The sequence below is a fragment of the Mycobacterium sp. ACS4331 genome, assembly GCF_001667265.1.
Taxonomy (GTDB): domain Bacteria; phylum Actinomycetota; class Actinomycetes; order Mycobacteriales; family Mycobacteriaceae; genus Mycobacterium.
The window spans coordinates 230703-244189 of the sequence record NZ_LZHW01000087.1 but is presented as its reverse complement, the minus strand read 5'-3'; the positions used below and the strand labels follow the sequence as shown (position 1 = coordinate 244189).

12 protein-coding genes are annotated in these 13487 nt (G+C 63.0%); 10 read left to right on the top strand and 2 right to left on the bottom strand.

Going from position 1 to position 13487, the window contains the following annotated elements; translation table 11 throughout:
- Positions 1-242 precede the first annotated feature (242 nt).
- The gene (dnaB, locus tag A5727_RS20820) at positions 243-1622 is read left to right on the top strand and encodes a replicative DNA helicase (RefSeq protein WP_068254224.1); all 1380 of its coding nucleotides are present in this window, start codon (positions 243-245) and stop codon (positions 1620-1622) included.
- A gap of 305 nt (positions 1623-1927) precedes the next feature.
- Here dnaB and A5727_RS20815 read toward each other — a convergent pair whose 3' ends face one another.
- Entirely contained in the window at positions 1928-2293 is a 366-nt protein-coding gene (locus A5727_RS20815) for a hypothetical protein (RefSeq protein ID WP_068254223.1), read from the bottom strand.
- Positions 2294-2582: 289 nt separating this feature from the next.
- Positions 2583-3254 carry a TetR/AcrR family transcriptional regulator gene (locus tag A5727_RS20805; RefSeq protein ID WP_068254220.1) on the bottom strand — a complete coding sequence of 224 codons (672 nt, stop codon included), beginning with the start codon at positions 3252-3254 and terminating at the stop codon, positions 2583-2585.
- A gap of 446 nt (positions 3255-3700) precedes the next feature.
- On the opposite strand from A5727_RS20805, the gene A5727_RS20800 reads away from it, so the two are divergent.
- The 9 genes from A5727_RS20800 to lpdA all read left to right on the top strand — a co-directional run bounded on the left by A5727_RS20800 (position 3701) and on the right by lpdA (position 13469).
- Positions 3701-4465, top strand: a complete 765-nt coding sequence (locus tag A5727_RS20800; RefSeq protein ID WP_068254210.1) for an emopamil-binding family protein — start codon at positions 3701-3703, stop codon at positions 4463-4465.
- A gap of 186 nt (positions 4466-4651) precedes the next feature.
- Positions 4652-5950, top strand: coding sequence for a dicarboxylate/amino acid:cation symporter (locus tag A5727_RS20795; protein ID WP_068254207.1), 1299 nt, complete (start codon positions 4652-4654; stop codon positions 5948-5950).
- A 582-nt stretch (positions 5951-6532) separates the two neighbouring features.
- A complete protein-coding gene (locus A5727_RS20790; RefSeq protein WP_068254205.1) occupies positions 6533-7309 on the top strand; it encodes an SDR family NAD(P)-dependent oxidoreductase in 777 nt (258 codons plus the stop codon).
- Between the two features lie 443 nt (positions 7310-7752).
- Entirely contained in the window at positions 7753-8709 is a 957-nt protein-coding gene (locus tag A5727_RS20785; protein ID WP_068254202.1) for a thiamine pyrophosphate-dependent dehydrogenase E1 component subunit alpha, read from the top strand.
- Positions 8709-9716: an alpha-ketoacid dehydrogenase subunit beta gene (locus A5727_RS20780; RefSeq protein ID WP_068254199.1), complete on the top strand. Its 1008-nt coding sequence runs from the start codon at positions 8709-8711 to the stop codon at positions 9714-9716. The genes A5727_RS20785 and A5727_RS20780 overlap by 1 nt, the downstream gene beginning before the upstream one ends.
- The gene (locus A5727_RS20775; RefSeq protein WP_082949933.1) at positions 9709-9954 is read left to right on the top strand and encodes a biotin/lipoyl-containing protein; all 246 of its coding nucleotides are present in this window, start codon (positions 9709-9711) and stop codon (positions 9952-9954) included. The genes A5727_RS20780 and A5727_RS20775 overlap by 8 nt, the downstream gene beginning before the upstream one ends.
- 140 nt (positions 9955-10094) lie before the next feature.
- A complete protein-coding gene (locus A5727_RS20770) occupies positions 10095-11489 on the top strand; it encodes a glutamine synthetase family protein (RefSeq protein ID WP_082949932.1) in 1395 nt (464 codons plus the stop codon).
- 122 nt (positions 11490-11611) lie between these two features.
- Positions 11612-12109, top strand: a complete 498-nt coding sequence (locus A5727_RS27125) for a VOC family protein (RefSeq protein ID WP_082949931.1) — start codon at positions 11612-11614, stop codon at positions 12107-12109.
- Positions 12102-13469 (top strand): dihydrolipoyl dehydrogenase, encoded by a 1368-nt coding sequence (gene lpdA / locus A5727_RS20760; RefSeq protein WP_068254191.1) that lies wholly within the window; start codon positions 12102-12104, stop codon positions 13467-13469. The genes A5727_RS27125 and lpdA overlap by 8 nt, the downstream gene beginning before the upstream one ends.
- The last annotated feature ends 18 nt before the right edge of the window (positions 13470-13487 follow it).

The window sequence follows — 13487 nt, the reverse complement described above, 5'->3', positions numbered from 1 at the left end:
AATTGATCATTACTCCACAGGTTCTCCCCAACCAGCCAACATGGCGGTGCACAGATATCCACACACGATGCACAGGTTCATCAACAGGGGTGGTTCCACTGGCCACAGCAACGCTCTAACGTCTACCCGGCGCAATGCGGCGCCGGGGGACGACAGCCCACTTGTCGGGGGTTGGACGTAGATTCCGAGCGGGTACGCTCGAATGTGTGTTCGACTTGTGAGGTAGGAGGCACGTAAGCCGTATGGCCGTCGTTGACGATCTCGGGCAGCCGGGGATGGACACACCCCCGCCCAGTGAAGATTTCGGTCGCCAACCGCCGCAGGACATGGCCGCAGAGCAGTCCGTGCTGGGCGGCATGCTGCTGAGCAAGGACGCCATCGCCGACGTGCTCGAGCGCCTGCGGCCCACCGACTTCTACCGTCCCGCGCACCAGAACGTCTACGACGCGATCCTGGACCTCTACGGGCGCGGTGAGCCCGCCGACGCCGTCACGGTCGCCGCCGAGCTCGACCGCAAGGGCCTGCTGCGCCGCGTCGGCGGTGCGCCGTATCTGCACACGCTGATCTCCACGGTGCCCACCGCGGCCAACGCCGGGTACTACGCCGGAATCGTGGCCGAGAAGGCACTGCTGCGCCGTCTGGTCGAAGCGGGCACCCGGGTCGTGCAGTACGGCTACGCGGGTGCTGAGGGCGCCGATGTGGCCGAGGTGGTGGACCGGGCCCAGGCCGAGCTCTACGAGGTCACCGACGGACGCACGTCCGAGGACTTCGTGCCGCTCGAGGACATGCTGCAGCCCACGATGGATGAGATCGACGCGATCGCGTCCAACGGCGGCATCGCCAAGGGTGTGCCGACCGGGTTCACCGAACTCGACGAACTCACCAACGGCCTGCACGGCGGCCAGATGATCGTGGTGGCGGCGCGGCCCGGTGTCGGCAAGTCGACGCTGGGAATGGATTTCCTGCGGTCCTGCTCCATCAAGCACAGGCTGCCCAGCATCATCTTCTCGCTCGAGATGAGCAAGACCGAGATCGTCATGCGCCTGCTGTCGGCGGAGGCCAAGATCAAGCTCGCCGACATGCGGTCGGGCCGCATGAGCGACGACGACTGGACGCGCCTGGCGCGCCGGATGAGTGAGATCAGCGAAGCGCCGCTCTACATCGACGATTCGCCCAACCTGACCATGATGGAGATCCGGGCCAAGGCACGGCGTTTGAAGCAGAAGTCCGATCTGCGTCTGGTGGTCATCGACTACCTGCAGCTGATGACCTCAGGCAAGAAGGTCGAGTCCCGGCAGCAGGAGGTTTCGGAGTTCTCCCGAAACATGAAGCTGCTGGCCAAGGAACTCGATGTGCCGGTGGTGGCGATGAGCCAGCTGAACCGTGGTCCCGAGCAGCGCACCGACAAGCGGCCGATGCTGTCGGACCTACGCGAGTCCGGCGCCATCGAGCAGGATGCCGACATGGTGATCCTGCTGCACCGCCCCGATGCGTTCGAGCGTGACGATCCGCGTGGCGGCGAGGCCGACCTCATTGTGGCCAAACACCGTGCCGGCCCGACGAAGACGGTGACGGTGGCGCATCAGCTGCATTTGTCGCGGTTCACCAACATGGCGCACTGAGGATTCGAGCTGTAACGACGCTGCAGTAGCTGTTACTTCCAACGGCGGCGGCGACTCGCACCGCCCCGCCGTCCGAAATGTGCGGAATGGCAGCGTTTTTCGCGAAGAAGCCTGCCATTCCGCACAAGACGCGACATGAAATGCTCAACATTTCCCTCTGCGGCTACGGGATCCGCTCGGATGGCCGCGACAGGGCCGCGACACGGGTGTGGTGGACAAAGGCCCGCTGGCAGTGTTGGCAGGAGCAGCCCACCGCCGAAGGCCGCGATGGAAGAAACTGAGCCGCGCCGGTCCTGCGTACGCGACTACGCCTCACCCAGACTCGGCCGGTACTCGGCGGCTTCCGTCTCGGCGGCAAGCAATGCACCCAGCTCGCCCTCCTGCTGGGCAACAAACACACCGATCACCTGCCGGCATAACTCCGGCACGCTCACCCCACGCATTCTCGCGATACGGTTCAGTCCGACCAGCATTGAAGTGGACACGTGAAACTGCACAGTGAACTGGCCGCACGAACCATCCTCAGGCGGCGCCCCCGGTCCCACCACCGCCGGTTCGTCCACCCCGTACTCGCTCACCTCAGCGGCCCGAACTCTTTCAACGACCCCACTGACGCCGCCACCCGCGCCGTCGGCGGGGTCCCGGAACTCCTCGTGACTGAACAAACCCATTCCGCTCACGCTAGACCCCGGCGAGCGAAGCGGCGCTGAAGTCGCAGAGAGGCCGAGGTCGGGGCTCAGCGGGCGACCGGCAGCGCATGCTGCAGGTCGAACGGGCGACGCTGAGCGCAGTCGTCATGGCCCTGGTGCGCAAGCGGCCCGTCGAGCTGATCCCTGACAGCCTCGATCAACGACAGAAGCTGTTGCGCATCAAGCGTTGTCCGAGACGCGTGCCTGCGCCGTTGCCCGGGAACCCGATGAGTGGTGTTGTTGTTGGCCCAGGCCACCGCCACAGCCCAGATCAGCGTTGGCCGGGCGCCTTTCGGCGGCGCTTCGCGGCGTCGGTCGCGTTGACCCTCAGGTGGTCGATCATCAGCTGTGCCATGGCGTGACGTTGGGGGTCCGTTGGAAGGGGAGCGTCACTGACCATTTGGCCGACCATGAGACCCAGGGGTGCTGCCCAAAGAAGGTCGGTGATCGCGGCGGCGTGGGGTGAGGGTGTGCCGATGAGTGAAGCGATGCGTTCCAGTCCTGGTTGCAGGCTGGCGAGTTGCTCCATGCCGAGCGTGGAGCGCAGTGATCGGGTCGCGATCAGTATCTCCATCGCGGTGAGGCTGGCAGGGTTGAGGAAGACCCTCCAGGCGGCATCGGTGAGTGCACGCATGCGCTCCTCGGTGTCCTTGATGCCTTCGACTTCGTCGGCGAGCTCGTTGATCGAGGCGACCAGGGTGGTGACGGCGTGGTCGATGACAGCGGTGAGCAGACCATCCCGGTCGCCGAAGTGGTACTGAACGACGCCGGTGCTGACGCCGGCGCGTTCGATGATGTGTCGGGTGCTGGCCGCGGAGAAGCCTTCCTCGCGGATACATCTGATGGTTTCCTCGATGACCAGTTCGCGTGTGCGGTCGGCGCGTTCCTGACTTCTGTGCCGGCTGCGTCGTGGCATGGAACCGCGAGGGTGATCGGCCGTCATCGGTTCGCGGCTCGGGCCGGCGTCAGCGGTATGTCGATGTGGCGGCGGGAGCGCTTCGAAGACCCGCCGGGACGGGGCCATCGGTGCGCTGTCAATGGGGTCGTGAACAGGAGCCGCACGCGTCGATCCTATTCGTGCGCGGCGTGGAAATGCCGGAATGGGTTGCGCACTGTCACGTCAGTTGGGGGCTGACAAGTGAGGACGACGTTTCCTGTACACGAGTGGTGTCCCAACAGTGCTGGGAGACAGCACCTCTCCGCCGACATGCTGAGCGCGTGGCCGGTGTCCCACGCGTCGGGCGTACTTTTCGTGTGAAAAACTATCGACCGTTATAACATCACACGTGATATAAAACGAGGGCTCGGTGCCAACTGCGACGCAGACGCACTTCCGCCCGTCGCCGGGTCGGACGGTCCGGTCGGCGAGAACCTCGGAGGCCAGTGCTCATGACAGAGACATCGATCAAGCACGACGGGGCAGGGGAGGCGCCTGAGCGCCGCGGATTCTCCTCACTGCAGAAGTCGCTCTTCGGAGTGCTTGCCTTCTTCTTCGCGATCCACCCGGTGTTCTGGTACCTCGAGACCCGTGCGGGGGTTCCTCAGCCCGTCGCGTCGACGGTGATGGTGGTCGTCGTGGTCGGCTGCTTCGTGACCGCGCTTGCGCTTCCCTGGCTCCGGGTCGGAGACCGCCGGGATTGGACGCGGGCAGACTGTTTGGGGGCGATGGTGATCGTGTGGGTCTTCATCGCACTGATCCCGCGCTTCATCTGGGAACTCCCGTGGCTGCTGTTCTTCGATCAGATCGTCGAGGGCGTTGAGAACGGGGCCCTCTGGACGTACATGTGGGCGCCCATCCTGCTCGGTGGTGACGCGCGCTACCTGACTGGCGACCCCCTCATCGTCTGCATGGAATGGATCGCGCTGTTCGTCGGGATATTCGAGGCCTACGCGCTGTTCCAGTTCTTCCGAAACGGCAGGCGTTTCACCAGCAACCAGCTGTCGTTGATCATGGCCGGCATGATCGTCGAAGTGACCCTGCCTGCCGTCTATTTCGGCACCGAGATCGCCAACAATCTGGAGAGCATGTCGTCGCCGGTGGAGATGTGGGTGAAATTCGTCCTCATCAACGTGCTCTGGTGCACCATGCCGCTGCTCACCTACTTCTGGGGAGTGCGCAGACTCGTCAGCAACGACCTTCACGTGCGGTTCTGAGAGGCCCGACGAAGCGAAAACACTGACCGATCCATCGGGTACGGAGGTGGCGCGCGGCCGCGAAACGTGGGATGGGGGTGCCCTGCTTCGGGAACCACGAAACGGGGCGGAACCAGAGATCTGCGGTAACGGGGCTTTCACGTGAGCGGCACACCGCCGTAGTGGCTCACACCTAGGTTCCAGAGCATGAAAGCGCTGAGACACCCTGCTCTGCAGATAGGCGTCGCCGCGATCGCCGGAATCGTCTTCGGCTTGGTCGTCGGAGAGTGGGCGGCCAATCTGAAGTTCGTCGGCGATATGTTCATTCGCCTGATCCAGATGTCGATCGTGCCGCTGGTCATGGCCTCGGTGATCGTGGCCACCGGGTCGATGACCGGCGCGGGCACGGGCCGGATCGCCCTGCGCACCGTCAAGTGGATGCTCGGATTCTCGCTGGCCGCCGCCCTGCTGGCCTGGCTGCTCAGCAGTGTGTTCCGCCCCGGTGCCGGCATGGTGTACACCGAACAGGTCGATCCGAGCCTCGAGGAGTCGGCGAGCAGGGCACTGGGCTGGCAGGAGACCCTGCTGAACTTCGTCTCCACCAACATCTTTGACGCGATGTCGACGGCGACGATGGTCCCGATCATCGTCTTCTCGCTGCTGTTCGGCATCGCGTTGCGGACCCACATCGCCAAAACCGGTGACACTACGGTGCTCTCGTTCATCGACCAGATCCAGCAGATCGTGCTGACGATGATCCGACTGGTGATGTACATCGCGCCGATCGGCGTCTTCTGCCTGCTGGCCAACATGGCCGGCGACGTCGGCTTCTCGGTGGTGACGACCGCGCTGAAATACCTGGGCACCACCCTGCTCGGTGTACTGATCCTCTTCACCCTGTTCGTGGTGGTCGTGACCGTGCGCACCCGGTTGAACCCGTGGAAGCTCCCGAGCAAGCTGGCCGAACAGACGGTGATCGCGGTGACGACGACGAGCTCGGCGGTCACCTTCCCGACGGTCCTCAAGAACACCGTCGAGAAGGTGGGAGTGAGCCAGAAGGTCGCGAACTTCACGCTGTCGCTCGGGTTGACCATGGGTTCCTACGGGGCCGTGCTCAACTACATGATCGTCGTGATGTTCCTGGCGCAGGCCGGCGACATCCAGCTGAGCTTCGGCCAGATCGCTCTCGGCATGGGGTTGGCGATCTTGCTCAACATGGGGACCATCACCGTCCCCGGCGGCTTCCCGGTGGTGGCGATGTTCCTCGCCACGTCACTGGGTCTGCCGTTCGAGGCGGTGGGGTTGTTGATCGCCGTCGACTGGTTCACCGGCATCTTCCGCACATTCCTCAATGTCAATGGGGACACCTTCGTGGCGATGCTTGTCGCCAACGCCGACGATGAGATCGATCGCGACGTCTACAACGGCACCAAGGTCGTTGCGGCCGAGGAGATCGACATCACGGAGTACAGCGCGGCCCTGGCGGCTGCCGATCAAACCGACTGAGGAAGCGCGTCGGTTTCGCCCGCCACGTCGATCGCGACCCTGTCGCGCAGCGCGTACGACCGTCTGTTCTCCGGAGTTCGTGAGTCTCGCCCATTCGAGCGAGGGGAAGAGTCGCGCCGATCACCGGCTTCAAGACCGTGTTCGGGAACTGCTTCCGCCGGCGTTCGGGTCAATGCGATCAGCCCGGGTCAGTTCGATTACGAGTATTGACACCGCCACATCCCGCTGTTAAAAAGGTCTAGTGGCACACCATAGCCCATTATGCGGCAGATCCTAGGGCGGTTGACCATGGCGCCTGAGCGGCACACTCCCATGTGCCTGTACCCAATCTCTCGGACCCGACATCGCACCTGCGCGTCGCAGCTGGGTCCACCACTTCGAGCGTAGCGGTGCGCTGATCGAAGCCTTGCTGGCCATTCGATGCAACGGCACCGACGGCATCGGTGAGATGGGACGCGACAGATTCTCCTCGTTGACAGGGCTGGCCGACCAGCATCCCCGGCCACTCGCGACAGGTCCACCCAAGGCAGATGCCCTGTTGGGCACGCGAACTATGAACTAAGGCAGCAGGAAAGGTGCAGCATGGGCGGTCTTCTCACTGGGCGGCGGGCATTCATCACGGGGGCGGCGCGAGGCATTGGGGCAGCCACCGCACGGCGGCTGGCCGAGGAGGGCGCGAAGGTGGCCCTCAATGATCTGGACGGCGAGGGAGCCGAGAGGCAGGCGGACGAACTGCGGTCTCGTGGCTTTGATGCGTACGGTACGCAGTTGGACGTGACAGCCGACGGCGCCGTCAGTGAGGCGCTCGATGAGGCCGCTCGCCGATTCGGCGGGGTGGATCTGGTGGTTGCCAATGCCGGTGTACTCACCTCAGGCCGAGTGGATCAGACGCCCGTTGAGCAGTTCCAACGAGTCCTGCAGATCAACGTCGGGGGTGTGTACAGCGTCTTTCATCATGCTGTTCCCCATCTGAGGGCGGCCGGAGGAGGCGTGCTCCTGGCGACATCGTCGCTTGCGGGCAAGCAGGGGGTGACCAACCTGGCCGCCTACTCCGCTTCGAAATTCGCCGTGGTTGGACTCGTGGAGTCACTCTCCAACGAAGTCGCCGGGGAGGGAATTCGGGTATGTGCGGTGGCGCCGGGATTTGTTGACACCGCGATGCTGGACCCATTCACCTCTGACAAAGCGGCGTCCACGGGGCGCAGTGTCGACGATGCCAGGAAGGGCATGATCGAGTCGATTCCGTTGGGGCGCTTGATTACACCAGAAGAAGTGGCGAACACCTTCGTCTACCTTGCCTCGCCGCTGGCGAGCGGAGTGACAGGCGAGTTGTTGACGGTGAGTGGCGGCGGCCACTAGCCGGATCGGAACCGACGCGTCGAGGGTGGCAGTCTCTACGGTCGGTGAGAGAGCGCGCTCGGTAGTGCAGGTGTCATCGGAGCGGCCGAGTGTCCACTCGGCATGCCCGCCGACTCCAGGGCTCTCAGTCCCGAGCGCATCGCCCCACGGGCAACCTGCCGAACCTGCGAAATGTTGTGTTCCGCAGCGAAACCGGCGCCCGGGGTGCCAGACCGAATCATTGCGTGCGGCCTATTGTGCCGACCGTCTCCTCGGAGGCGGTGGGAACTGCGAGCGACGGCATCAGGCCGGCAGTCCGGTCCTGCGCACCACTTCTTGTAGGCCCCGTGCCCCTGGCCAGCCACCTTTGTGTGCCTGATCGCAAACGTACGGGAGCCTTGTCTCACATCACATAATGGGCTATCCTCATACCAATAACCAAAGCGAAGGTAGGTGAACACCAAGTGGCAATCGACGTCGATCCTGCGAAGGCAGTGGAGTGGCTCCGTCTGATGATCCGAATCCGTGAGTTCGAAGGTGCGCTCGGAGTTCTGTTCAAGCGCGGCGAACTCCTTGGGGCGGTGCACCTCTCGACAGGGCAGGAAGCAGTCGCCGTTGGTGCGGCGGCAAGCCTTCGCCCCGGTGACCAGATGACCGTGACGCATCGAGGCCACGGCCATATGATCGCCCGCGGCCTGGACCCCCGATTGATGCTGGCCGAGATCTTGGGCCGCATCGATGGCTACTGTCGCGGCAAGGGCGGATCGATGCATGTCGCGTGTCCCGAGAGTGGAATCGCGGGAGCCAACGGCATTGTCGGAGCGGGGATTCCGATCGCCTTCGGCTTGGGAGTGGCGGCAGCGCACCGAGGACAGGGCGACGTTGCCGTCGCCGCGTTCGGAGACGGCGCGGCGAACCAGGGTGTGCTGCATGAGTCGCTCAACCTGGCGGGGCTCTGGAAGACCCCCGTGATCTTCCTCTGCGAGAACAACCAGTACTCAGAGTTCACACCGTCCGAAGACGTCGTCTCGGGACCAGGTGTCTACACGCGTGCGGCCGGCTACGGAATACCCGGTGTCCGGGTCGATGGTGACGACATCGTGGCAGTGGCAGCTGCTTTCGATGAGGCGGTGAACCGCGCCAGGACCGGAGGCGGGCCGTCGTTCATCGAGTGCATGACAAATCGTTGGAGTCCCCACCATGAGGGCGAGGAGTCGTATGCGGGAGTTTATCGAGTTGTCCCGGAAGTGCCCGACCCCATTACGCGGCTGGTCGAACGGTGCACAGCCGCAGGCATCGACATCGGCAACGTCGACGAGATCTGGCGGGAAGAGGTCGCGCTGATCGAAGAGGCGATCACCTTCGCGAAGAACAGCCCCCTGCCGTCCCTGGAGAGCGCCTACGAGGATGTGTACGCCTGATGACTACCGTGGAACATAACAAGATTCAGCGCCTGATCGACGCCGGCAAAAAGGTCCGCCTCACCCAGGCCATCTCTGCGGCGATCGCCGCTGAGATGCGCACCGACGACAATTATGTGCTCTGGGGCGAGGACGTGCGGATCGGCGTCAATGTGCCGACCAAAGGCCTTTTCGAGGAGTTCGGGCCGGAACGCATTGTCAACACCCCCATCTCGGAGGCGACCATGGTCGGCGGCGCGGTGGGGGCCGCATTGGCGGGTATGCGCCCGATCGTCGACCTGATGTACTCCAGCTTCACCTACGTCGCGTTCGATCAGTTGGTGAACCAGGCGGGACGCATGCGGTACATGACCGGCGGACAAGCGTCGGTGCCGATTACGGTCATCGCCGCCTCCGGTGTCGCCGGCTCCAACGCCGCTCAGCACTCGGAGTCACCCTATCCGATGTTTATGAACGCGACCGGACTCAGGATCGTCTTCCCGAGCACGCCGCATCAGGCGTACTGGCTGACGCGAGCGGCGCTGCGGTCGGAGGATCCCTTCCTCGTCCTCCATCATCCTTCATTGGGTGGGGCACGCGGTGAGGTCGGTCCCGAACTGGCAGTTGGACACGCCGACGTACTCACCCTGGGCGCCGACGTCACGGTCGTCGCGAGTGGTCTGATGGCGTCACGTGCGCGCGCAGTCGCACACCGATTCACTGACAAGGGAATCGGGGTCGAGGTGGTGGACCTGTGCAGCCTCTCGCCCTTGCCCACGGAAGACATCATCGCCTCGGCCCGCAAGACCGGCCGTGTGGTGGTCGTCGACGAGGCGAGAATGCTGTGCTCGGTGGCCTCTGAGGTTGCCGCGATCGTGCAGGAAACCTGCTTCTCCGACCTCCGTGCACCCGTTCGACGACTCGCAGTGGCGAATGTTCCCATTCCCTACGCTCCGATGCTCGAAAAGGAAGTCATCCCGTCCGAAGATCAAATCGAAGAAGCAGTAGTGGAGGTGCTCAATGTCTGAACGCATTCCGGTGATCCTCCCGAAATGGGGGATGAACATGACGGAAGGGACCCTCACCGAGTGGCTGGTGCAAGTCGGTGACTCCATCGGCGTCGGCGATGACATCGCAGTGATCGAGACCGACAAGGTCGAAACCAATTTGGAATCGCCGTACGAGGGCACCGTCGACGAGCTGTGTGTCGAAGAGGGCGATGACGTACAGGTCGCAGAAACGGTGATCTACATCCGCACCGAGTGATGTCCTCCGCCACTGGACTACCAGCCGCTGTAGGCGGAGGGCCTCCTTGGCCACTGGTGGTCCGGGGCATATTCAGAGATTCCATTGAGTAACTGCGCCGGCCACGGTGAATTGCGCTGAAACTACAGGAGATTGAAAGCATGACCACAAAATCAGGAGCCCCTTGGCCGGCGCAGATGCTCACGCTCGATGACTTCAGGGAGAGTGTCGCCGCAGGCACTGTCGACTCCATCGTTGTTGCAAGCGCGGACATCCAAGGAAAGCTTTTCGGAAAGCGGCTCCCTGCCGACTACTTTCTCGAACGGTCGATGGGTGGAATTCACGTACCGTCGTCAATGCTGACCTACGACAACGAATACGCATTCGGCGAAGGCTTCCCGGAGATCGGAAGCCAGAACGCATGGAATGACATGACCATGGTGCCTGACCTGAAAACCCTGCGGTTCTACGGCCACAAGCCTCGCACCGCAGTGGTCCTGTGTGACGCCAAGTGGGCCAATGGAGACAGGGTTGAATACCTGCCTCGGCAGATCCTGAAGAATCAGATCGACAGGCTGGCCGAGGCGGGCCTTGCGATGATGGCAGCGGCAGAGACCGAGTTCTTGCTGTTCCGAGAAGAGTACGAATCTGCCGCCGCCAAGAACTGGGCGAATCTCGTCCGCAGCGACGAGATGATGGCCGATTACAACGTGATGCAGTCGGATATCGACGAGATCTTCCTCGGCGATGTCCGGCGGGCTTTGATCGCCAGCGGCATTCCGGTGGACGCGGTGAAACACGAATGGGGCAAGGGGCAGCACGAAATCACCCTGACCTACTCCGACGCGATGGCCGCCGCAGATCGCATCACCCTGTTCAAGACCATTGTGAAGGGTATGGCCCAGGAGGCGGGCCTGTCCGCAACGTTCATGGCTCGATACTCCCGGCAGGACTCCGGATCCTCGGGCCATATGCATTCGAGTCTGTGGGATCTGGAGCTCCAACGGAACCTTCTGTGCGACAGTGACTCCGACTACCCCGGCGGGTTGAGCAGCACGGGGCGTCATTGGCTCGGCGGAATGATGGCCAACGCCCCTGGCATGATGCCGCTCTACTGTCCGGGGGTCAACTCCTACAAACGTCTGGACGCCGCCACGTTTGGACCGAGCACATTGGCCTGGGGCATCGATGTTCGGACGGTCCCGTTCCGACTCTGCTCGAGCGGGTCCTCGGCTCACATCGAGAATCGAATCCCAGGCGCAGACGCAAACTTCTACCTCGCGATGGCGGCGATGATCGCCTCCGGCCTGCATGGAATCGAGAACGGCACGGACCCGATCGGGGAGCCGGCGATGACATCGGTGCACACGCCAGGGGAGCGGCTCCCCATCACACTCCGCGATGCGCTGCCGATGTTCCGAGACAGTGAGGTGGCACATGCGGCGTTCGGGAGCAAGGTCGTCGAGCACATCGCAGTCGCCGCGGAGCATGAACTCAGCGTCTATGAGCGCGAGGTGTCCGACATCGAACGCCGACGCTACTTCCAATGGGCATAGGCGTTGTACGGGAATCGGTTCGGGAACGTCACTCAGAACATCAATGATGCGGAACAGCTTTGCCGCAACTGTGGCTCTGGACCTGCTGCATCTGTCACTGCGAAGTTTCAAAGGATGAGAACATGCCCGGAGAATTGAGCAATCCGCCGGTTCGTCAACTGAACCACGTCTCGGTCACCACTGGCGACATCGACCGGTCGGTGCGCTTCTATCGTGACGTTGTTGGGCTGACCGTACTGGGATCTGGAACTAAACGAAGCCCGGAACTGGCTGCCATCACCGGCTTCCCAGATCTTGAGCTTCGCTGGGCCGAGCTCGGGATCGAGGGTTTCCGGTTCCTGGAACTCTTCGAATACGTCTCGCCTCATGGTAGGAGGCTCGAGCAGAGGACCAGCGATCCCGGTTGTATGCATTTCGCATTGAGTGTGCGGGACATTGATGCCATTCACGACGCCGTCACGAAAAGTGATGGAACCGTGGTTGCGCCGCCGGTGACCCTTCGCGGTGGCGACTGGGATGGAGCGCGGGCAATGTACGTGCGCGATCCCGACGGAGCGACGGTCGAATTCATCGAGTTTCCCGTGGGGAACGAACTCTTCCTCGGAAGCGAACATGTCTGATTACGATATCGCCGTCCTGGGCGGGGGCAGCGGTGGATACGCAACTGCCCTGCGCGCATCCCAGCTCAATCTGCGAGTTGCTCTGGTGGAGAGGGACAGACTGGGTGGCACGTGCCTGCATTCAGGCTGCATTCCGACCAAGGCGTTCGTCCATGCGGCGGAGATCGCAGAATCGGCCCGGCAATCGCACCTCTTCGGCATCAAGAGTTCATTCGAGGGTGTCGACGCCGAAGGTCTGCACGCATTCAAGGATGGAGTGGTCAATCGGCTCCACGCCGGCCTGCAGGGGCTGGTGACCGCATCGCCCAACATCACCCTTGTGCAGGGTGCAGGCAGACTCGTATCCCGAGGCGTGGTCGAGGTCGATGAAACCCGCGTCACTGCAGACAACATTGTGCTTGCAACGGGTTCACGCGCCAACGTGCCGGCCGGGCTGAGCCTTGGTCCCCGGGTGATCACCAGCGAAGAAGCGTTGTCCCTGACCGATGTTCCTGAGCGTGTGGTCATCATCGGTGGAAGCGTGATCGGGGTTGAGTTCGCGTCGATCTGGAAGTCGTTCGGATCCGACGTCACGATCATCGAGGCGATGCCCACACTCGTTCCCTTGGAAGACCCCATGTTGTCCAAGGGACTGGAACGTGCCTTCCGGAAACGAAAGATCGCGTTCAAGACCGGCGTTCGGTGCTCGGGCATCGAGCACACCGATGATGGGGTGGCAGTTTCGCTGAGCGACGGAGAATCCATTCACACCGACCTCGTCCTGATTGCAGTCGGACGAGTGCCTGCCTCGGCGGGGTTGGGCCTCGAGGAGTGCGGCGTCGTGCTGGACCGCGGATGGGTGCGCACCGATGAACGACTCGCGACGAGTGTCCCAGGCATTTTCGCAGTGGGCGACTTGGTCCCCGGTCTCCAGCTGGCGCACCGCGGTTTCGCCCATGGAATCTTTGTGGCCGAGGAGATTGCAGGTTTGGCACCCGAGCCTGTCGTCGACTCGTCCATTCCGCGCGTCACATACTGCGAGCCCGAACTCGCCTCCGTCGGGCTCACCGAGAATCAAGCGGCCGAAAGATACGGACCGATCGAGACGATCGAGTACAACCTCGGCGGCAACGGTAAGAGTCAGATCCTGCGGACAGCGGGAATGGTGAAGCTGGTCCGTAAGAAGGACGGCCCGATCGTCGGCGTGCACATGATCGGGTCACGGTTGGGCGAGCAGGTGGGCGAGGCGTCGCTTCTGGTGAACCTGAATGTCCTCCCCGAAGATGTCGCCCACCTCGTCCACGCCCATCCCACTCAGAATGAGTCGCTTGGCGAGGCCCTCATGGCGATCGCCGGAATGCCCCTCCATACCCACGCCTAAGTCCGCAACGGAGAATCC